21 protein-coding genes are annotated in these 21566 nt (G+C 55.9%); 13 read left to right on the top strand and 8 right to left on the bottom strand.

Features of this window, described 5'->3' with window-relative positions:
• Positions 1–439 precede the first annotated feature (439 nt).
• The 7 genes from aroK to trpS all read left to right on the top strand — a co-directional run bounded on the left by aroK (position 440) and on the right by trpS (position 6531).
• Positions 440–961, top strand: a complete 522-nt coding sequence (aroK, locus tag PZBJ_RS12135) for a shikimate kinase AroK (RefSeq protein WP_008107887.1) — start codon at positions 440–442, stop codon at positions 959–961.
• A gap of 39 nt (positions 962–1000) precedes the next feature.
• The gene (gene aroB / locus PZBJ_RS12130) at positions 1001–2089 is read left to right on the top strand and encodes a 3-dehydroquinate synthase (RefSeq protein WP_101762667.1); all 1089 of its coding nucleotides are present in this window, start codon (positions 1001–1003) and stop codon (positions 2087–2089) included.
• 64 nt (positions 2090–2153) lie between these two features.
• Positions 2154–3191 carry an SPOR domain-containing protein gene (locus PZBJ_RS12125; RefSeq protein WP_101762666.1) on the top strand — a complete coding sequence of 346 codons (1038 nt, stop codon included), beginning with the start codon at positions 2154–2156 and terminating at the stop codon, positions 3189–3191.
• A gap of 97 nt (positions 3192–3288) precedes the next feature.
• Complete coding sequence (dam, locus tag PZBJ_RS12120) at positions 3289–4101, top strand: adenine-specific DNA-methyltransferase (RefSeq protein WP_101762665.1); 813 nt, start codon at positions 3289–3291, stop codon at positions 4099–4101.
• Between the two features lie 65 nt (positions 4102–4166).
• Complete coding sequence (gene rpe / locus PZBJ_RS12115) at positions 4167–4850, top strand: ribulose-phosphate 3-epimerase (RefSeq protein WP_101762664.1); 684 nt, start codon at positions 4167–4169, stop codon at positions 4848–4850.
• Positions 4834–5511, top strand: a complete 678-nt coding sequence (locus tag PZBJ_RS12110; RefSeq protein WP_101762663.1) for a phosphoglycolate phosphatase — start codon at positions 4834–4836, stop codon at positions 5509–5511. Before rpe ends, PZBJ_RS12110 begins: the two co-directional genes overlap by 17 nt.
• Positions 5512–5526: 15 nt before the next feature.
• Positions 5527–6531 (top strand): tryptophan--tRNA ligase, encoded by a 1005-nt coding sequence (gene trpS, locus PZBJ_RS12105; RefSeq protein ID WP_101762662.1) that lies wholly within the window; start codon positions 5527–5529, stop codon positions 6529–6531.
• 49 nt (positions 6532–6580) lie between these two features.
• On the opposite strand, the gene PZBJ_RS12100 is transcribed toward trpS, so the two are convergent.
• The 5 genes from PZBJ_RS12100 to nirB form a co-directional block, all read right to left on the bottom strand.
• Positions 6581–7027: a hypothetical protein gene (locus PZBJ_RS12100; RefSeq protein ID WP_101762661.1), complete on the bottom strand. Its 447-nt coding sequence runs from the start codon at positions 7025–7027 to the stop codon at positions 6581–6583.
• A 75-nt stretch (positions 7028–7102) separates the two neighbouring features.
• Positions 7103–8467 carry a siroheme synthase CysG gene (gene cysG, locus PZBJ_RS12095; protein ID WP_101762660.1) on the bottom strand — a complete coding sequence of 455 codons (1365 nt, stop codon included), beginning with the start codon at positions 8465–8467 and terminating at the stop codon, positions 7103–7105.
• Positions 8468–8511: 44 nt separating this feature from the next.
• Entirely contained in the window at positions 8512–9315 is an 804-nt protein-coding gene (nirC, locus tag PZBJ_RS12090) for a nitrite transporter NirC (protein ID WP_101762659.1), read from the bottom strand.
• A gap of 30 nt (positions 9316–9345) precedes the next feature.
• Positions 9346–9672, bottom strand: coding sequence for a nitrite reductase small subunit NirD (nirD, locus tag PZBJ_RS12085; protein WP_101762658.1), 327 nt, complete (start codon positions 9670–9672; stop codon positions 9346–9348).
• The gene (gene nirB, locus PZBJ_RS12080; RefSeq protein ID WP_101762786.1) at positions 9669–12209 is read right to left on the bottom strand and encodes a nitrite reductase large subunit NirB; all 2541 of its coding nucleotides are present in this window, start codon (positions 12207–12209) and stop codon (positions 9669–9671) included. Before nirB ends, nirD begins: the two co-directional genes overlap by 4 nt.
• Before the next feature lie 286 nt (positions 12210–12495).
• Between nirB and PZBJ_RS12075 the strand changes: the two genes are divergently transcribed.
• Positions 12496–13779, top strand: a complete 1284-nt coding sequence (locus PZBJ_RS12075; RefSeq protein WP_101762657.1) for a cytosine deaminase — start codon at positions 12496–12498, stop codon at positions 13777–13779.
• A gap of 33 nt (positions 13780–13812) precedes the next feature.
• Here PZBJ_RS12075 and tsgA read toward each other — a convergent pair whose 3' ends face one another.
• Positions 13813–14991, bottom strand: a complete 1179-nt coding sequence (gene tsgA / locus PZBJ_RS12070) for an MFS transporter TsgA (protein WP_101762656.1) — start codon at positions 14989–14991, stop codon at positions 13813–13815.
• A 261-nt stretch (positions 14992–15252) separates the two neighbouring features.
• On the opposite strand from tsgA, the gene ppiA reads away from it, so the two are divergent.
• The 5 genes from ppiA (at position 15253) to argD (ending at position 18602) form a co-directional block, all read left to right on the top strand.
• On the top strand, positions 15253–15825 hold the full coding sequence (gene ppiA, locus PZBJ_RS12065; protein ID WP_101762655.1) for a peptidylprolyl isomerase A: 573 nt from the start codon (positions 15253–15255) through the stop codon (positions 15823–15825).
• Between the two features lie 98 nt (positions 15826–15923).
• Positions 15924–16094 carry a YhfG family protein gene (locus PZBJ_RS12060; protein ID WP_101762654.1) on the top strand — a complete coding sequence of 57 codons (171 nt, stop codon included), beginning with the start codon at positions 15924–15926 and terminating at the stop codon, positions 16092–16094.
• On the top strand, positions 16084–16677 hold the full coding sequence (locus PZBJ_RS12055; RefSeq protein ID WP_101762653.1) for a putative adenosine monophosphate-protein transferase Fic: 594 nt from the start codon (positions 16084–16086) through the stop codon (positions 16675–16677). Before PZBJ_RS12060 ends, PZBJ_RS12055 begins: the two co-directional genes overlap by 11 nt.
• Before the next feature lie 41 nt (positions 16678–16718).
• Positions 16719–17294, top strand: coding sequence for an aminodeoxychorismate synthase component II (locus PZBJ_RS12050; protein WP_101762652.1), 576 nt, complete (start codon positions 16719–16721; stop codon positions 17292–17294).
• Positions 17295–17381: 87 nt separating this feature from the next.
• A complete protein-coding gene (gene argD, locus PZBJ_RS12045) occupies positions 17382–18602 on the top strand; it encodes a bifunctional acetylornithine/succinyldiaminopimelate transaminase (protein ID WP_101762651.1) in 1221 nt (406 codons plus the stop codon).
• On the opposite strand, the gene PZBJ_RS12040 is transcribed toward argD, so the two are convergent.
• Positions 18599–20677, bottom strand: coding sequence for a YccS/YhfK family putative transporter (locus PZBJ_RS12040; protein ID WP_101762650.1), 2079 nt, complete (start codon positions 20675–20677; stop codon positions 18599–18601). The two genes, argD and PZBJ_RS12040, sit on opposite strands and share 4 nt — an antisense overlap.
• A gap of 58 nt (positions 20678–20735) precedes the next feature.
• Positions 20736–21368, bottom strand: coding sequence for a cAMP-activated global transcriptional regulator CRP (gene crp / locus PZBJ_RS12035; RefSeq protein WP_003852956.1), 633 nt, complete (start codon positions 21366–21368; stop codon positions 20736–20738).
• Between the last annotated feature and the right edge of the window lie 198 nt (positions 21369–21566).

Here is a 21566-nt window from a genome sequence, read left to right as displayed (position 1 = left end):
GCTGGAATTAGCTTACAAGGTTTAGCGATTTTCAAAACGGTGTAACGGAACGCGGCAGAATAACCTTCCGAATGACGTTAGTCACAAGCGATACTGACGTCAAAAGAAATATCGCCAAAATAATTCGAGCTCCAGTAAGACGTTAAATGAGTGAATGCACTGTGCTTACATCGGTAAGCGATGACAGTGGATGACCCCGGCCAGCGTGCCTGTAGCACGAAATATAGCGGATCAGCGGAGGTGCGTTACCGTCTCGCGAACCACAGACCGGTCCTGTTAAGAGGTCGCCGGGGGCAATTTATTCGGTTGCCAAACGGCCATGAGTGTTGAGATAATTTTCCGTCTGACTCTTGTTAACGCTCATGAGGTCTCAGTTCCTGTCCCGCCAGCTATGCTGAACGCGGGGTATCATCAACGAATTCTTAGTAATACCGATAAAATGGCAGAGAAACGCAATATCTTTCTGGTTGGGCCGATGGGTGCCGGCAAAAGCACTATTGGTCGTCAGTTGGCTCAGCAACTCAATATGGAATTTTTCGATTCCGATCAGGAAATTGAGCGACGCACCGGAGCGGATGTAGGCTGGGTATTTGATGTGGAAGGCGAAGAAGGCTTCCGCGATCGTGAAGAAAAGATCATTAATGAGCTGACCGAGAAGCAAGGCATTGTCCTCGCGACCGGTGGCGGCTCAGTCAAATCCCGCGAGACCCGTAATCGTCTCTCCGCCCGCGGTGTGGTCGTATACCTTGAAACCACCATCGAAAAGCAACTTGCACGAACCCAGCGTGATAAAAAGCGTCCGCTGTTGCAGGTTGAATCACCGCCGCGCGAAGTACTGGAAGCGCTAGCTGGTGAACGTAATCCGCTTTATGAAGAGATCGCTGATGTCACTATTCGCACTGACGATCAGAGTGCAAAAGTGGTGGCCAATCAGATCATCAACATGCTGGAAAAGAACTAATCCAGCGCCCTGAGGGCTCAGCAATAGGTATCGGTCATCATGGAGAAGATCACTGTCTCACTCGGGGATCGCAGTTACCCCATCACCATCGCTGCCGGACTGTTTAACGATCCGGCTTCTTTTTGGCCGCTCAAAGCAGGCGACAATGCCATGCTGGTGACAAACCAGACCCTGGCGCCGATCTATCTTGAACCCCTGTCAGCGCTGCTCAGCAATGCCGGCATTAAGGTAGATCAGGTCATTTTGCCTGATGGTGAGCAGTACAAAACCCTGGCGGTCATGGACGAGGTATTCACCGCGCTGCTGAAAAAGCCGCACGGTCGTGATACCACGTTGATTGCACTCGGTGGTGGCGTGATTGGTGACTTGACCGGATTTGCTGCAGCCAGCTATCAGCGTGGCGTGCGCTTTATTCAGGTGCCGACCACGTTGTTGTCTCAGGTTGACTCCTCCGTCGGTGGAAAAACCGCGGTAAACCATCCACTCGGCAAAAACATGATTGGGGCGTTTTATCAGCCCGCGTCTGTCGTAGTGGATACTCATTGCCTGGCCACTCTGCCACCGCGCGAATTAGCGTCCGGTCTGGCGGAAGTGATCAAATACGGCATTATCCTTGATGGCGAATTCTTCCAGTGGCTAGAGCAAAATCTTGATGCTCTGCTGGCGCTAGATGAAAAAGCCCTGGCTTACTGCATCCGTCGTTGCTGCGAGCTTAAAGCCGAAGTGGTTGCGGCTGATGAGCGCGAAACCGGCGTACGTGCACTGCTCAATCTGGGCCATACTTTTGGTCATGCGATTGAAGCGCACATGGGCTACGGCAACTGGCTGCACGGCGAAGCGGTGTCGGCTGGCATGGTGATGGCCGCACGTACCGCTGAACGTTTAGGGCAGTTCACCTCGGTTGAAACCGATCGCATTATCGCGCTGCTGTTGCGTGCTGGTTTGCCTGTACATGGCCCGGCGAGCATGGCGGCGGAAGATTATTTGCCACACATGATGCGCGATAAGAAAGTGCTGGCGGGCGAGCTGCGTCTGGTGCTGCCTCTCGCTATTGGCCGCTCTGAAGTGCGTGGCGGTGTGGCTCATGATATGGTGCTGGCAGCAATTAACGATTGCCAGAAACCCTGATTATTAGAAGTGATGAGTGGTGATGCGGCGTGTGGGAAGCGCGTCGTTTTACGGAGGAGGCTAAATGGATGAGTTCAAACCGGAAGACGAGTTAAAACCTGACGCCAGTGACCGCCGTCCGACGCGGCCACGCAAATCGTCTTCTGCGCCGAAAGTGAAAGTACCGGTTTCCCGTCAACATATGATGATGGGCATTGGTATTTTGGTTCTGCTGTTGGTGGTGCTGGGGATTGGTTCAGCATTAACCGGCCCAGACGAGAAGAAACCCGCAACCAATACCGCAAATAATGGCGCGGCACCTTCTGCCGGTGGCAGCGAAAAGAACATCGACCTTTCGGGATCGACGTCCATGAGCGGCCAGCAAAACGCCACGCCTTCTGCTGAAGGCAGCGCAGCGCAAAACACCGCGGGCACAACTGCACCAGCGGGCAGCGATGGTCAATCCATCTCGATGCCATCGGTCTCCTCGACGCCGACGCAAGCTGCGCCTGTGGATACGCCAGCTAACCAACAACGTGTCACGCTGCCGGGCGATCTCAATAGTGCGCTGAACAATCAGCAAGGTTCTGTCGATGCCGCAGCACAAGGCGCGCAGGGTAATAGCTCGCTGCCAACCGCGCCGGCCACAGTCAGCGGCAACGGTAAAGCGATCACGCCGCCAGCCATGCGTTCAGAAACCCCCGCGCGCACCAGCAACAACGGTACACGCGAGACGCACGCGTCGACGCCGCATAAAACACCGACCGCCACTAAACCAGCAGCTGTGAAAGAGAACAACACCCGCACCACCGCGACGCGTAATCCCGCGCCTGCCAGTGCGAGCGGTGCCAGCAAATCGTTGCCGTCGGGCGGAAACTATACGCTGCAGTTGAGCGGTGCGTCGAAAGAAGAGAGCCTGAACGCCTGGGCGAGAAAACAGAACCTGAGCGGTTATCACGTGTATAAAACCACGCGTAACGGCGAACCTTGGTATGTGTTGGTGAGCGGCGCTTACGCCACGCCAGCCGATGCGAAACGCGCCGTGGCATCGCTGCCAGCGGAAGTACGTGCGGCCAATCCGTGGGTAAAACCGCTTAGCCAGGTGAAGAAAGAAAGCCAGTAATGAGATGTGGGGCCGCAAAAATGCGGCCCCGTTTAAAGCGCAGAGCTGCTGTCGGTTCCACCACAGCCAATAATTAAGATGTAATAACCACGACAGCATGAAAAAAAATCGCGCTTTCCTGAAATGGGCCGGAGGGAAATACCCGCTCCTCGATGACATCCGTCGTCATTTGCCACAAGGTGATTGTCTAATCGAACCCTTTGTCGGCGCCGGTTCCGTGTTCCTCAACACCGACTATGACCGCTATCACCTGGCGGACATCAACGGTGATCTCATCAATCTGTATAACATCGTCAAAACGCGTACCGCGGCTTTCATTGAAGACGCGCGCCAGCTTTTCAACGCTGAAGGCAACACGGCAGAAACCTACTACGCGCAGCGCATCGCCTTTAATGCGAGCAAAGATGAATATCAGCGCGCGGTGCTGTTTCTGTATCTCAATCGACACGGTTATAACGGTCTGTGCCGCTACAATTTGCGCGGTGAGTTTAACGTGCCTTTTGGCCGGTATCGCAAGCCGTACTTCCCGGAAGCGGAGCTGCTCTGGTTTGCCGAACGGGCGCAAAAAGCGACCTTTGTCTGTGAATCGTACGATGTTACTCTGAACAACGCCGTTGAAGGCTCAGTGGTTTATTGCGATCCGCCGTATGCACCGCTTTCGGCGACAGCGAATTTTACCGCTTACCACACCAACAGTTTTAGTCTGCGCGAGCAGCAGCATCTGGCTGAGTTAGCCAATAAGCTTTCGCAGCAAAATCGCATCCCGGTACTGATTTCAAACCACGATACGGTACTCACGCGTGAGTGGTATCAGAATGCGGATTTACACATAGTCAAAGCCCGGCGTTCCATCAGCCGAAGCATAAGTGGTCGCACGCAAGTCGACGAACTGCTAGCGCTTTTCCGCTAGCCTGTTTCGTCCGCGACCAAGGCATTACGCCAGCTCAGGCTGGCGCACAAAATTGGGAGAATCGGATGAAACAATTTTTACTGGCCCCATCAATTCTGGCTGCTGACTTCGCGCGTTTGGGTGAAGACACGGCCAAAGCGCTGGCGGCAGGTGGTGATGTGGTCCATTTCGATGTGATGGATAACCACTACGTTCCCAATCTGACGATGGGGCCGATGGTGCTTAAAGCGCTGCGCGATTACGGCATCACTGCACCTATTGATGTGCATCTGATGGTTAAACCTGTGGATGCATTGATCCCGGAATTCGCTAAAGCGGGCGCCACCTTCATCACTTTCCACCCGGAAGCCAGCGAGCATGTTGATCGCACGCTGCAGCTGATCAAAGAGCATGGTTGCAAAGCGGGTCTGGTGTTCAACCCTGCGACGCCGCTCCACTACCTCGATTATGTAATGGATAAGCTGGACATCATTCTGCTGATGTCGGTGAACCCAGGCTTTGGCGGTCAATCCTTCATTCCCGGTACGCTCGACAAACTGCGTCAGGCGCGTCGCCTGATTGATGAGAGTGGCTACAACATTCGTCTGGAAGTGGATGGCGGCGTGAAAATCGATAACATCGGCCAGATTGCTGCCGCCGGTGCCGATATGTTTGTTGCCGGTTCCGCGATCTTCGGTCATCCGGATTACAAAAAAGTGATCGATGAAATGCGTGGCGAACTGGAGAAAGTTAATGGCTCATTTCACTGATATCCGCGCGCTGGCGTTTGACCTCGACGGTACGCTGGTCGATAGCGCGCCGGGCCTGGCACAAGCCATCGATCATGCGCTGAGCGATCTGCAGCTGCCGCCGCCGGGTTTGGCATTGGCTTCTACCTGGATTGGTAACGGCGCTGACGTGATGATGACCCGCGCGCTGACCTGGGCGCTGGGACGCGAGCCGCATGCCGAAGAGCAACGCGATGCGCGTGCGCTGTTTGACAAATATTACGCGCAAACGGTAGAAGCGGGCAGTACGCTGTTCCCGCAGGTAGTAGAGACGCTGGCGGCCTTGCAGGCGAAAGGCCTGCCGTTGGCGATCGTCACCAACAAGCCAACGCCATTTGTGGCGCCGCTGCTGAAGTCGCTCGGGATTGCTGAGTACTTCACGCAGATTATCGGCGGTGACGACGTAATTGTGAAAAAGCCCCATCCGGCGGCCATTTTCCTCGTCCTTGGCCATTTTGGCGTGCTTCCGGGACAATTGCTGTTTGTCGGCGATTCTCGCAATGATATTCTCGCGGCCCAGGCGGCAGGCGTACCGAACATCGGTATGACATTCGGCTACAACTACGGCGAGCCGATTGCTACCAGCCAACCCGATTTAACTCTCGACTCTTTTGACGAACTTTTGCCCGCTATCGGGCTGTGATTATCAGGACATAACATGAGCAAACCCATCGTTTTCAGCGGCGCCCAGCCTTCCGGTGAACTGACCATTGGCAACTATATGGGTGCGCTGCGTCAGTGGGTGCAGATGCAGGATGATTTTCACTGCATTTACTGCATCGTCGATCTGCACGCCATCACCGTACGTCAGGATCCAACCGCGCTGCGTAAAGCCACGCTGGATACCTTAGCGCTCTATCTTGCTTGTGGCATCGACCCGGCGAAGAGCACCATCTTTGTTCAGTCGCACGTGCCAGAGCATGCGCAGCTGAGCTGGGTGCTGAACTGCTACGCCTATTTTGGCGAGCTGAGCCGCATGACGCAGTTCAAAGATAAATCCGCGCGCTACTCGGAAAACATCACCGCAGGCCTGTTTGATTATCCGGTGCTGATGGCGGCCGATATTCTGCTGTATCAAACCAATCAGGTGCCGGTTGGCGAAGATCAGAAGCAGCATCTGGAGCTGAGCCGCGATATCGCCCAGCGTTTCAATGCGCTGTACGGCGATGTGTTCAAAGTGCCTGAACCGTTCATTCCGAAATCGGGTGCACGCGTGATGTCGCTGCTTGAGCCGACCAAAAAAATGTCCAAGTCAGACGACAACCGTAACAACGTGATTGGTCTGCTGGAAGACACCAAAGCGGTGGTGAAGAAGATCAAACGTGCGGTAACCGACTCCGCCGAGCCGCCAGTGGTGCGCTACGACGTCAAAGAGAAAGCCGGTGTATCAAACCTGCTGGATATTCTTGCGGGCGTGACCGGTAAAACCATTGCGCAGCTGGAGCAAGAGTTCGAAGGCAAAATGTACGGCCATCTGAAAGGTGAAGTGGCTGAAGCGGTTTCCGGTATGTTGACCGAGCTGCAGGAGCGCTATCATCGTTTCCGTAATGATGAAGAGTTGCTGAATCAGGTGATGCGCGATGGCGCAGCAAAAGCCCGCGCTCATGCGCAGGAAACGCTGAAGAAAGTGTATGAAGCGGTAGGTTTTGTCGCACAGCCGTAAGCGGTTTGCGGAATAGAACAGAACGGCGGGTCATTTGACCCGCCGTTTTTTATTTGATGCGATGTAACGCCAGTTCCGCGCCATCCCAGAACAGGCGGGCGTTACCGTCAGCCAGCACGCTGATCACCGCGCCCGGCGCAGGTCCCCACGCCGGGTTGCCACAACTCACATTGAAACCGTAACGGAAGGTGAAATCACGATCCTGGCCCGCGCCATTGGCGGCGCTCAGGCGCGGTTTAACGTTGCAGTTATCGACGGAAGGATTGATGCTGCGCTCAGCAGTGCCGCGCGTCCAGGTGATCGCATTCGGCTTAAACGCCACGCGCGCGCCCATAAACTGTGGATCATTCTTGATATAAAGCTGACCGACTTCCTTCTTAGGCGTTACCGCCACCACCTGCCATTCACCCACCACGTTCGACCAGGTAACCGGTGCGGCGGTAGCAAGCGCGCTTAACGGCAATAACAACGCGCAAACCCGTGAAGCAACGCGCATGGAAACTCCTTATTGACGAGAAAGATGGCCCATAGTCTGGCGACAAAGCGCAGCGCTGTACAGTTTTTTGCCGTTTCAAAACCAGCGTAACTGAGAACGCAGTTCCACCACGCGACCAACAATAATCAGAGCCGGACTGGCAAACTGCTGCGCCAGCGTGGCCAGTTCCGCCAGCGTTGCGGTCTCAACGCGCTGCTGCGGCGTGGTGCCGTTCTGCACGATCGCCACCGGCATCGCAGCATCCATGCCGTGTTGCAACAGCTGCTGCTGAATTTCCGGCGCCTGCGCCAGCCCCATATAGAACACCAGCGTTTGCTGTTCAGCCGCCAGCTTGCGCCACTCGATTTCGCCATGCTGCTGCAAATGGCCGGTGACGAAACGTACGCTCTGCGCGTGGTCGCGATGCGTCAGCGGAATACCGCTGTAAGCAGAACAGCCCGAGGCGGCGGTGATGCCCGGCACCACGCTAAACGGGATGTTGTGCTGCGCCAGCAGTTCCAGCTCTTCACCGCCGCGGCCGAAGATAAAGGGATCGCCACCTTTTAGTCGCACCACGCGCTTGCCGCTCTGCGCCTGCTCAAGTAAAACCTGGTTGATCTGCGATTGCGGTACGCAGTGATTGCCGGCTTGTTTGCCGACAAAGATGCGCTCCGCATCGCGGCGGACCAGATTAAGAATCGGCGCCGAGACCAGGCGGTCATACACCACCACATCGGCCTGCTGGATGTGCTGCAAACCTTTCAACGTCAGCAGCCCCGCATCGCCCGGCCCGGCGCCTACCAGCACCACTTCGCCTTGCTGCGACAGCGGCGCATCGAACAAGGTCTCGACGATGTGCTCGGCGCGTGGTCGATCACCATTCGCCAGGGTTTGCGCCAGACGATCGCTCACGAAGAAGCGTTCCCAGAAAGCGCGCCGCTTCGCCATGCTGTTAAAGCTACGCTTCACACGATTGCGCAACGATCCGGCTAGGAACGCTAACTCGCCGAGATGTTGTGGCAGCATCGCTTCAAGTTTTTCACGCAGCAAACGCGCCAGCACCGGCGCGCGACCGCCAGACGACACGGCGATCATCAGCGGCGAACGATCAACAATCGACGGCATAATCGCGCTGGCTTCCTGCGGCGCATCCACCAGATTGCAAAAGATGCGCCGCCGCTCAGCCGCATCGCCAACCTGCTGATTCACCGCATCATCATCGGTGGCGGCAATCACCAGCCAACAATCCGCGAGCCAGCGCTCGTCAAACGCGCCGGGGAGTAAGGTCAACTTTTCCTGTTGTGCCCACTGCTGAAAAGCGGGAGAGAAATCCAGCGCGCCAACCTGCAAATTGGCACCGGCGTCCAGCAGCAAACGCGCTTTGCGTTCTGCCACATCGCCACCGCCCACCAGCAAACAGCGCTTGCCTTGCAGGCGGCAAAACAGCGGAAAGTAGTCCATAGCTCATCCTGAAAAAAGCCCGCGCAAGGCGGGCTGAAAAAGTGTTATGCGGTTTTGAGCGGCGCGGCTTGCGCTTCGGCCTGCGGGCGCTGCGCCTGCGGTGTGGCGTACCAGTAACCGAGGCCCATCAGCACCATGCCGGAGAACATATTGCCCAGCGTCACCCACAGCAGGTTGTGGCCGATGCCGCTTAGCGTGAAGTCGGCATTATGCTGACCAAACCACGACAGCGCAAAGACCGTCATGTTGGCAATCGAGTGTTCGTAGCCGGAAGCGATGAACGCCAGCAAACACCACCAGATGGCGATGAACTTCGCCGTGCCTTCGGTACGCACCGCCATCCAAATCGCCAGGCAGACCAGCCAGTTACAGAGCGCGCCTTTAAAGAACAGCGCCATGGCTGGCTGCGTGGTTTTTGCCAGCGCCGCGCTGTGCAGCAGCGATCCGGCATTTGGCAGCAGCGGACCCGCCGCATAGTAATAAATCAGCGCGACGAATACTGAACCGACAAGATTACCCAGCCAGGTTTGCGGCAGCACGCACCACATCTGGCCTTGCTTGATGCTGCCGGCTTTGACGCCGATGGTCAGGAACATGGTGTGGCCGGTGAACAACTCGGAACCAGCGATGATCACCAGCGTTAAAGCGATACCGAAAGTCGCGCCCATCAGCAGCGGACGATAAGCCGGATCGACCAGATTGCCGAGCGTGAAGATCAGGATAATCGCCAGGCCAACGTAAGCGCCCGCCATCGCCGAGCTGATCCAGAAGGCCTGCGGGCTGTGCTGCGCCGTACGCACAATGCGCGCCGCGTTGGCGGCGCATTTATTCAGGGTGTCAGTAAACATAGTGACGTCTCATAAAGTGAAGGAATGCTGTCAGGCGCAGATCTCGACCTTGCCATCGCGAACGCGCACCGGATAGCTCGCCACCGAGCGCGCTTCGTCTTCCAGACACAAGCCATCGCTCAGGCGGAAGCGCTGTTTCTTCAGTGGACTCGCCACCCACAGCGCCTGCTGATGCTCCGCAATCAGACCGCGTGACAACACGCTGGCTTGGGCGAAAGGATCGATATTGCTCAAGGCGTAGAGTTGCTCATCGTCGTGCGGACGGAAGAGGGCAATCTGCTGGCCTTTGATCAGCGCACATACGCCGGTCGCAGGCAGAATTTGGCTGAGTTCACACACCGAATGCCACTGGCTCATGCGTCGATCTCCTCAATCAGAGTGACCGCAATGCGCTCGGCGGGTTGCGCCGGACGATGCTGATCGCGTTGGTTGATGTGCTGTACCAGCGGATCGCGGCGATCGCTGTTGATGAAAGTGCGGAAGTGACGCTGCTGCTGCGGATCCTGCAGCGTCGCGGTCCATTCACATTCCACTGCCGCGCGCAGACGCGCCAGCTCCGTTTCAAGCTGCGTATTCAGACCGAGTTTGTCATCAATAATCACGCTGCGTAGATAGTCAATGCCGCCTTCCATGCTTTCCAGCCACAGCGAGGTGCGCTGCAGGCGATCGCCGGTGCGGATGTAGAACATCATGAAGCGGTCGAGATAGTGCAGCAGCGTATCGCGATCAAGATCGGCAGCCAGCAAATCGGCGTGACGTGGCTTCATGCCGCCATTGCCGCACACATACAGGTTCCAGCCTTTCTCGGTGGCGATGATACCCACGTCTTTGCCCTGCGCTTCGGCGCATTCGCGCGTGCAGCCGGAGACGCCAAACTTCATCTTGTGCGGGGTACGAATGCCTTTGTAGCGATGCTCCAGCTCAATGCCGAAGCCGAGGCTATCGCCTACGCCAAAGCGGCACCAGACGCTGCCGACGCAGGTTTTCGCCATGCGCAGCGCTTTGGCATACGCTTGTCCGGTTTCAAAACCGGCATCAATCAGCTGCGTCCAGATCGCCGGCAGATCATCGCGCTGCGCACCAAACAGGCCAATACGCTGCGAGCCAGTGATTTTGGTGTAGAGATTGTACTGGCGCGCCACGGCGCCAATCGCCATCAATCCTTCCGGCGTGATTTCGCCTCCGGCCGAGCGCGGGATCACCGAGTAAGTACCGTCTTTCTGAATATTGCCGAGGAACAGATCGTTGCTGTCCTGCAACGGTGCGAGCTGTGGCTTCAGCACATATTCGTTCCAGCAGGAAGCCAGCAGTGAACCAACCGTCGGTTTACACACCTCGCAGCCGTAGCCCTGACCATATTTCGCCAGCAGCGCGTCGAACGATGTGATCTCTTCCACGCGAATCAGGTGATACAGCTCCTGACGCGAATAGGGGAAGTGCGCACACAAATGATTGTTCACTTCGATGCCCTGACGGCTCAATTCAGCGTTCAGCACCTGAGTAATCAACGGAATACAGCCGCCGCAGCCGGTGCCGGCGCGGGTTTCGGTTTTCAGTGCCGCGACGGTGTGGCAACCGCCTTGCACCGCTCTGACGATATCGCCTTTGCTGACGTCGAAGCAGGAACAGATTTGCGCGCTGTCCGGCAGCGCATCAGCGCCCATTACCGGTTTCTCGCCGCTGCCCGCAGGCAGGATCAGCAACGCCGGATTTTCCGGTAGCGCGATGTTGTTCAGCGCCAGCTGCAGCAGATTGCCGTAATCGCTGGTGTCACCGACCAGCACCGCGCCCAGCAGCGTGCGGTTATCTTCGCTGACGATCAGGCGCTTATAGATATTTTTCTGCTCATCAAGCCACACGAAGCTGCGCGCGCCCGGCGTGCGGCCATGCGCATCACCAATGCCACCGACATCAACGCCCAGCAGTTTCAGCTTGGCGCTCATATCTGCTCCGGCAAACGCGTTGTCGCGGCCAACCAGCCGATCGCTGGCGACCTGCGCCATTTTGTAGCCTGGCGCGACTAAGCCATAAATACGGTTCTGCCAGGCGGCACACTCACCAATGGCGAAGATATCCGCATCGCTGGTCTGGCAATGATCGTCAATGGCGATACCGCCGCGCGCGCCCAGCTGCAGACCGCACTGTTTGGCCAACTTGTCTTGCGGGCGAATGCCGGTGGAGAAGACGATGAAATCGACATCCAGCGCGCTGCCGTCAGCAAACTCCAGCGTTTTACCGCCTTGCGCGTGATGGACGATCTGCTGGGTGTTTTTGCCGGTGTGAACGCGCACGCCCATCTGCTCGATCTTGCGACGCAGCTGCTCGCCGCCTTGCGGATCGAGCTGTTCCGCCATCAGCACCGGCGCGAACTCAATGACGTGGGTTTCGACGCCGAGGTTTTTCAGCGCGCCTGCCGCTTCCAGTCCCAACAGGCCGCCGCCAATTACCGCGCCGCGTTTGCTGCGGCGTGAACAGGCTTCAATGGCGTTGAGATCTTCAATGGTGCGATAGACATAGCAATCACTGCCTTCCGCGCCGGTAATCGGTGGAATCCACGGATAAGAGCCGGTGGCGAAAATCAGCGTGTCGTAATGCACCGCGCGACCGCTATTCGAGTGAATCAGTTTTTCATCGCGGTTAATGGTGATGGCGCGTTCGCCGAGCAGCAGCTTTACCTGATGCTTTTCGTAATACCCTTCGCGAACCAGTGAGAGTTCTTCGGCGGTGTGATGGGAAAAATAGGCGGAAAGGTGGACGCGGTCATAGGCGACGCGAGGTTCTTCACAGAAAACGGTTATCGCAAACTGATTAGATTCATCTTTGTCGATAAGTTCTTCTATAAAGCGGTGGCCGACCATGCCGTTGCCAATAATAACGACACTGTGCTTGCTCATGCTTGCCTCAAAAATTGCGGTATCTGCGCCTACCTTAGCGCGGCGCTTTTGGAACTTATTGATATACATCAAGCGCACCCTTATATACCTATTTCGAGTTATATAGCTGATTTTGAACGAATTAGTTAAGTGGCTTATTTGGTTGATAATTACCTAATCATTTCTTCGCCGCACATTCCGTAGCGGCACGATTCATCGCGCAATAAATTGCACCGCTACGGAATGTGCCCGCGGTGACAGGGTTTTTCATGCTAGCTTTAGGTTTTGTGTTTTACAGGAGTACGGCATGGCCAACCCGTCACTGAAGTGGATCAACAACCTGCGCTTAGCGGGCCAGCAAGGCTTGTGGCAGATCGAAATCGCCAACGGCAAGATTGCGCAGATTCGCCCGCAGCCGCCGCAAACTGCAGCCCAGCATGACGCGCTGGATGCGGAGGGCGGACTGGCGAGCGCGCCGTTTATTGAGCCGCATATTCACCTCGATACCACGCAAACCGCTGGCGAACCCGCCTGGAACCAATCCGGCACGCTGTTTGAAGGCATCGAGCGCTGGGCGGAGCGCAAAGCGCTACTGAGCCATGACGACGTGAAACAGCGCGCGCAGCAAACCCTGAAGTGGCAAATCGCCAACGGGATTCAGCATGTGCGGACTCACGTCGATGTCTCCGATCCCACGCTGACCGCGTTAACAGCGATGCTGGAGGTGAAAGCGGAAATGGCGCCGTGGATCGACATCCAGATTGTGGCGTTTCCGCAGGAAGGGATTCTCTCTTATCCGAACGGCGAAGCGTTGCTGGAAGAGGCGCTGCGCATGGGCGCGGATGTGGTAGGCGCGATTCCGCACTACGAATTCACCCGCGAATACGGCGTGGAGTCGCTGCATAAAACCTTTGCGCTGGCTAATCGCTACGATCGGCTGGTGGATGTGCACTGCGACGAGATCGACGATGAGCAGTCGCGCTTTGTCGAAACCGTGGCGGCGCTGGCACACCGCGATGGCAACGGCGAGCGCGTCACCGCCAGCCACACCACGGCGATGCACTCCTACAACAATGCCTACACGTCGCGGCTGTTCCGTCTGCTTAAGCTCTCAAATATCAACTTTGTCGCCAATCCGCTGGTGAATATCCATCTGCAAGGGCGCTTTGATAGCTATCCGAAACGTCGCGGCATCACGCGGGTGAAAGAGCTGATGGAAGCAAATATCAACGTCTGCTTTGGCCACGATGATGTGTTCGATCCCTGGTATCCGCTCGGCACTGCCAGCATGCTGCAAGTGCTGCACATGGGATTGCATGTCTGTCAGCTGATGGGTTACGAGCAGATTGATAATGGATTGCAGCTGATTACCGCCAACAGCGCCAAAACCCTGCAGCTGGCGAATTACGGTATTGAGGCAGGTAATGATGCCAGTCTGATTATTCTGCCGGCGGAGAGTGGATTTGATGCGGTGCGGCGTCAGGTGCCGGTGCGTTATTCAGTGCGTAAAGGTGTATTGGTCGCTGCGACGCAGCTCGCCAGCAGCGAGATCTATTTAGCGGGAAAAGAAGCGGTAACCTTCAAACGCTGAAGAGCAGGGCGGACCGCGGTCCGCCCGTCAAACTTAGTGGGTGACGTGACCGTGCTGGCGATGTTTGGTCACAAAGCCGAGCAGAACACACATCACAAACACCACGGCGTACAAACCGTTAGCCGTTGAGAGCGCAGCATGTGCGCCACCTTGCGCCACGATTGGGCCGGTTACCACGAAGGTCAACATGGTGCCGACGGTGCCGCAGGTCAGGATGAAGTTCACCAGCTTCGGTGAAGAGACTTTGGTTTGCAGCGATCCCAGCGTGATGATGGTGGTGTAAATCGCGCTGGAGCTGAAGCCCAGCGTCATGATGATCCAGTGCAGCATGCTGGCGTCTTTAGAGGTGATGAACCAGTACATCAAACCGGTTGCCAGCGCCGCCAGCACCATCAGGATGCGCTGCAGATCGAAGAAGCGCAGTACGAAGCTGAACACCCACATGCCGACCATGTACGCGGTCCAGAAGTTACCTACCAACTGACCGGCAGCGGCGATATCCATGCCCATCGATTTGGTGGCGTATTCCGGCACCCACGAGATGAAGCCGAGCTGGCCGAGGATATAGCAGAGTGCCGCAATCGACAGGAACAGCACGCCGATGCCCCATTTCTCTTTCTCAACGCCTGGCTTAGCGGCTTCGCTTTTCAGCACCGGGAACTCAATGAACAGCGTCAGCACAAAGATCGCGACATAAATGATGCCGATGCAGGCGTAAACCCAATACCACGGCAACGCGCGCGCCAGTAAGATACCGGCGATGATCGGAAAGATGGTGCCCGCCATGCTGAAGAACGAATCGGTAAACAGCAGACGTGCGCCGCGCTGACGGCCATCGTACAGATGGGTGATCAGGAAGGTACCGATCGACATCGTGATGCCGCTGACGACGCCGAGGATGAACATGCACAGCGAGAAGACGGTGAGATCGTGGCTGGTCATCAGACCGGCAACGGCGAGGATCATCAGCACAAAGCCAAAGATCAGCTGGCGCTTCAACGGCACAATCACCATCAGCCAGGCGTTCAGGAACACCGACACCAAAATGCCCGCATTGAGGAATGTGAAGGTGTTGCTCATTTCTGAAATAGGGCGCTGGAAATACTGCGCGATATTGTCCAGCACCATACCGGTAACGATCACCAGTGCGCCGGTGAGCGCATAGGAGAAATAGCTAATCCAGGTAAGGCCAATGCGATTACGGTTTGTCATGTTCTGAACCTGTTAAGCGCCGAAGGTGGCAAAAGTGTCATGAATTGTAAGTGTTGCTGTGATCTTAATAAACAACGAGTGTAACAAGGCGGAAATATTTCATTGAGAGTGTGATTTTCATCACGCAAATGATTGCGTGACGGCAAAAGTATGACAATAGCAACATCCGCGTAAATATCGGTAAAACGCTGGCTCTTAGATCACATGCTCTTTACAATCAATCTCGTTTTTGAGCTAGCTCTCCATGGTAAGGAATCTTTCATGCTTAAACGTACTTTTACAGCGGCGGTTGCCCTGTTAGCGCTCTCTTCCGTATCGTCTGCCGCGCTCGCCGCAAAAGGCGATCCTCATGTGCTGCTCACCACCTCTGCGGGCAATATTGAACTCGAACTGAACAACCAGAAAGCCCCGGTTTCGGTGAAAAACTTCGTTGATTACGTCAACAATGGTTTCTACAACAACACCATTTTCCACCGCGTTATTCCTGGCTTTATGATTCAGGGCGGCGGTTTCACTACCGACATGCAGCAGAAGCAAACGGTAGCGCCGATCAAGAACGAAGCCGACAACGGCTTGCGTAATCTGCGCGGCACCATTTCGATGGCGCGTACCGCAGATAAAGACAGCGCCACCAGCCAGTTTTTCCTCAACGTAGCCGATAATGCGTTCCTCGATCACGGTCAGCGTGATTTCGGCTATGCGGTATTTGGTAAAGTTGTGAAAGGCCAGGATGTGATCGACAAGATTGCGCAGGTCCCTACCAAAGATGTGGGACCGTACCAAAATGTGCCGTCAAAACCGATTGTTATCCTCTCCGCCAAAGTCCTGCCTTAATTCTGAAACGCGCCATTTTCGCATGGCGCATCATTGGCTCTCCGGCAAAGCAAAAAATTGCTGCTTATACTTAGGGCTCATTGCTTGCCGGAGGCGCTATGACTAGCAAACTCACTGAGAAACAGAAAGCCACTTTGTGGCAGCAGCGCCGTGCTGCGAGCTACCAGGCCAGCTGTCGACTGGCCGGATATACCTATAGCGAAGCTCTTATCGATGCCGAACATGCTGAGGAGCGACTCGAGTCGCTGAGGAGGCAATATGGTGGATAACAGCTTAGCGGTACGCGATCCCTATTTGTGGCATAACGACAATGTGTTGAAGAATCGCCTCGATATTCACGATGAAGCCCAGCTGCGCAAAGCGGAACTGGCTTTCAGCACCGCGCGCCTGGCGACGTTAGAACTTGGCCAGCGCAGCATCGGTTTGCCACGTCTTTGCCATATTCATCGCACGCTGTTTCAGGATCTCTACAGCTGGGCGGGAGAATTGCGCACCATTGATATCTGGCGCGATGAAACGCCGTATTGTCATTGCGAATACATCGAGAAGGAGGGCAACACGCTGATGCAGGCGCTGGAGGAAGAGCGCGGCCTGGCTGACCTTGAGCAGGAAGCGTTCGTGGCGCGTATCGCACATTACTATTGTGAGATCTTCGTGCTGCATCCGTTCCGCGCCGGCAATGGCCGCGCGCAGCGCATCTTCTTCGAGCAGTTGGCACTGCATGCCGGGTATCAGCTTTCGTGGGAAACACTCGAACGTGATGCGTGGCGCGCTGCGATCTCGGCGGGCGTCGCCGGCGATCTGGCACCGCTTACCGCGCAGTTTGCGAAAGTGGTGAGCCCGGCGAAGTAAAATGGGTAGAATAGCGCCGCTTTTACTGGCCTGAGGGCGCTATGCTGCTGCTAATCGATAACTACGACTCCTTCACCTGGAATCTCTACCAATACTTCTGCGAGCTGGGCGCGGGTGTGCGTGTGGTGCGTAACGACGCCATTACGCTGGATGAGATGGCAGCGCTGCCGCTGACGCATCTGGTGATTTCGCCGGGCCCATGTACGCCGGATCAATCTGGCATCTCGCTCGCGGCTATTCGCCATTTTGCCGGGCGCTTGCCAATCCTCGGCGTTTGCCTTGGACATCAGGCGATTGCGCAAGCCTATGGCGCGCAGGTGGTACGCGCGCGGCAGGTGATGCATGGCAAAACCTCGCTGATTCAGCACACCAACCAAGGTGTGTTTCGTGATCTGAATAATCCGCTTACCGTGACCCGCTATCACTCATTAATTGTGGCGCGCGATACGCTGCCCGCTGAGTTTGAAGTCACCGCGTGGAGCCTGCGCGACGGCCAGCCGGATGAGATCATGGGTTTCCGCCATCGCAGCTTGCCGCTGGAAGGCGTGCAGTTCCATCCGGAAAGCATCCTCAGTGAGCAAGGGCATCAGCTGCTGGCTAATTTCCTCAACGCGTAACTTATGTTTGCCTTCGTGTGACTTTTTATGCATATTTTGTGATTATAATTTCACATCAGCTCAACAAATAACCCGATGAGGTCGTCAATGGCAGCGGAAAAACTAGCGGTAACCCGGGAAACGTTCGATAACGTAATTTTGCCTGTTTATGCACCTGCGCAGTTTGTGCCGGTAAAAGGCAAAGGCAGCCGAGTGTGGGATCAGCAGGGCAAAGAGTATATCGATTTCTCTGGCGGTATCGCGGTGACTGCATTGGGCCATTGTCATCCGGCGCTGGTGGAAACGCTGAAAACCCAGGGCGAAACGCTGTGGCATACCAGCAACGTGTTCACCAACGAACCGGCGCTGCGTCTGGCGAGTAAACTGATTGCCGCGACCTTTGCCGATCGGGTGTTTTTCGGTAATTCCGGCGCGGAAGCCAATGAAGCGGCATTCAAGCTGGCGCGTTATTACGCCTGCAAAAAACACAGCCCGTTTAAAAGTAAAATCATCGCCTTCCATAACGCCTTCCACGGTCGCACGCTGTTCACCGTGTCGGTGGGTGGCCAGCCGAAATATTCTGATGGCTTCGGTCCAAAACCGGCGGATATCGTGCATGTGCCGTTCAACGATCTCGATGCGGTGAAAGCGGTGATTGACGACCATACCTGCGCCATCGTGGTCGAGCCGATTCAGGGTGAAGGCGGCGTAATGCCGGCTACGCCAGAATTTATGCAAGGCCTGCGCGCCCTCTGTGATGAACATCATGCGCTGCTGGTGCTGGATGAAGTGCAGAGCGGCATGGGACGCAGCGGCAAACTCTTTGCGTACGAACATTACGGTATCAGGCCCGATATCCTCACCACCGCCAAAGCGCTGGGCGGCGGTTTCCCGGTGAGTGCGATGTTGACCACCAACGAAATCGCCTCAGTAATGGCGCCGGGCGTGCATGGCACCACTTACGGCGGCAATCCGCTGGCGTGTGCTATCGCTGAAACCGCGCTGGATATTATCAACACGCCAGAAGTGCTGGAAGGTGTGGAAGCGCGTCGTCAGCAGTTTGTTGAAGCGCTGCAAGCCATCGACAGCAAATTCGCTATCTTCAGCGAGATTCGCGGCAAAGGTCTGTTGATTGGTGCCGCGCTGAGGCCGCAGTTCGCCAGCAAAGCGCGTGACATCCTCAACGCTTCCGCCGCGGAAGGGCTGATGATTCTCACCGCCGGTACTGACGTGATCCGTTTTGTGCCGTCGCTGGTGATTGAACCAACCGATATCGCCGAAGGCATGACGCGTTTCGCCAGCGCGATTGAAAAGGTGCTGACCGCTTAATCCGCTTTCGGACGTAACACTTTGAGCCAGCGGCCATGATGCGGTCGCTGGCTCCACGCCAGCGAAGAGATGGTGTGCATTACGCTGAGGTGCTGCAATATCCGCTTCACATGCTGTTCGACAATCGTCACCGGCCCTTCATTAAGATTTTCCGGCGCTTCCAGAATATTGCTGTCGTTGCCCGGACCGTCATACGCCAGCCGCTGCTGACAACGCTGCAGCGCGATTTCACAGGATTGCAGATAACCTTCTGCCAGCTTCGATGTCAGCATGGTGTGCTCGCGCGCCAGAATCGTCATGGCATTAATATGCTCGACGATGAACTGACTGTGCGTAACCCACATGCGCATATCTTTCAGATATTGCAGGTTAAAGCCCGGCTCGCTCGATGCCTGGTTCAATGAGTTGAACAGCGCGTTGTGCGCCTGATTAACCTTTATGCGCTGATAAGCCAGTTTATCGGGCGACTGTTCCGGCCCCAGCAGCAGTTGCAGCGCCTCCTGATAGGCTTCCAGCGCATCGTGCGCGTTCTTGCGCAGCAGCCCGCTTTGCCACTGCGGCCACAGCCAAATCATCCCGGCGAAGGCAATTAAACAGCCCATCAAGGTATCCATCATGCGCGGCAGCAGAAACTGTGCGCCGTTCAGCGACAGCAATTGCAGCGAATACACCGCCGTGACGGTAAAGCCAATCATCGACCAGCCATAATATTTCCGCGTGATCAGATAGCTCGCCAGCGTAATCCCCAGCATAAACAGCAGCGTGATCGATTCCGGCACCGCCAGCTGCAGCGACGCGGCGGCGATCAGCAATCCGGCGAAAGTGCCCAGCGCACGGTGCTGAATACGCACGCGCGTGGCGTTGTAACCGTTCTGGCTGACGAACATGATGGTCATCAGAATCCAGTAAGGTTTGGGGATGTTAAAGAACAGCGCCAGCGAGCTGCCAAACATCAGCATCACAGCGAAGCGGGCTGCGGTGCGTAACGCGGTGGATTTGAATGACAGATAACTGCGCAGCGCCGGCAACAGCGGCAAACGGCGCTGGCGATCGGCCATTAGGTCACGCGTGTAGAGCGGCTTCTGCGTACGCAACACGCGGGCGATGCGACTGAAGTGATACAGGCAGAAGTTGCCGACCGGATTATCCGGATGCTGGCGTGCAATTTTCTCCAGCGCGCCGAGCTGTTTCTCCATGTGAAAACGGTCCGGCAGCTGATGGTAGAGAATCGCATCCGCCAGCACGCGCAGCCGCGCCGAGATAATCTTGGCGTTCCAGCGAATCACCGCTTCGGCGTGGCTCTCCTCAACCAGCTTCTGCACCTCTTCGGGCTGATGCAAACTCACGGAGATGTGTTCCTGTAAATCCAGCGCAACCTGGAAAGCGCGCGTCAGGCGTTTGTGGCTGTTATCGCGGCTCGCCGACAGCATATGCATTTGCTGATAGCAGGTGGTGATGAGATCGACCGCCTTTTGCTGGCGCGCCAGCAGCGGCGGCAGCGCTTTCTCTGGATCGGTCAGCTGCGTCAGTAAGGTGTATTTGGCATCGCAGTAATCCGCCAGCTCGCGGAACAGCAGGCTGAGCGATTCGCGCATCGGCTGCTCTTTCCACAGCCAGAACCAGAACCAGTTGAACAAGCCGTACCACAGCGTGCCGCCAATGTAGAGCAGCGGCGGCACCCACATCGGCATGCGTCCCACTAAGCTGAGCGTAAAGATGGCGGCGATGAGTGTGGCGGGCAGCAGGCGCGCGTGCAGCGGGCCGATTTCGCCAGTTACGCCAATCAGCAGCGGCAGCGCCAGCAAAATCAGCGGCAGCGGAATCTGGTAAGCGGTGAGGATTTGCATCAGGAAACTGCCGGTGGCAAACAGCGAACCACCCACAATCAGGCGTTTGAAGAAGCGTTTGTGCGGCGTATCCAGTCCCGCCATGTTGCAGCAGGCGGGCACTAACGAGAACAGCAGACCTTTTTGCAGATCGCCAAACAGCCAACCGAGAGCCACAGGCAGGCACAGCACCAGCGTTTGCCGCAGCGCATAGTTAACTTCGGGATGATAGATGATTCGGCGCCACATCAGCTCATCGCAAATAGAAACGGCGCGATGTTGCCATCACGCCGTGGGTGAGAAGAAATTAGCGGGTGCCGTAAACGACGATGGTTTTACCGTGTGCGGAGATCAGGTTCTGATCTTCCAGCATTTTCAGGATACGACCCACGGTTTCGCGTGAGCAGCCCACGATCTGACCAATCTCCTGACGGGTGATTTTGATTTGCATCCCGTCTGGGTGAGTCATCGCATCTGGCTGTTTGGCCAGATTTAGCAGCGTTTGCGCAATACGTCCGGTGACATCGAGGAAGGCAAGGTTGCCCACTTTCTCAGATGTCACTTGCAGACGACGCGCCATTTGCGACGAAAGTCGCATTAAAATATCCGGGTTTACCTGAATCAGCTGACGGAATTTTTTGTATGAAATTTCAGCCACTTCGCAGGCAGACTTCGCACGCACCCAAGCACTACGTTCCTGGCCTTCTTCGAAAAGACCGAGTTCGCCGATGAAATCCCCCTGATTGAGGTAGGAGAGAATCATCTCTTTGCCTTCTTCATCTTTAATCAGTACCGCTACGGAACCTTTTACGATGTAGTACAGCGTTTCCGCTTTCTCACCCTGATGGATGAGCGTGCTTTTGGATGGATATTTGTGAATATGGCAATGGGACAGGAACCATTCGAGTGTAGGGTCTGTTTGCGGTTTGCCGAGAACCATTCGCTATTATCCTCTGTTGTAATCGTGCCCAAAACACAGGGGGCATTTTTTTCCCTGTCAGGCGGTTTAATCGTCGAGCGTTTCCAGTAAAGGAAAAATTATTCCGGGTGGACTCTTAAGCTACGCTTTTGATTCTTCCGGCCTTCGTCTGTGATGACGAAAATATTTTCAGCACTGTTTGTAGCACAGCTTTTGCGA

The sequence above is a fragment of the Pantoea endophytica genome, assembly GCF_002858935.1.
Lineage (GTDB): Bacteria > Pseudomonadota > Gammaproteobacteria > Enterobacterales > Enterobacteriaceae > Pantoea > Pantoea leporis.
Note: the sequence above shows the minus strand (reverse complement) of the source record. Positions and strands in the feature narration are given on the sequence as shown.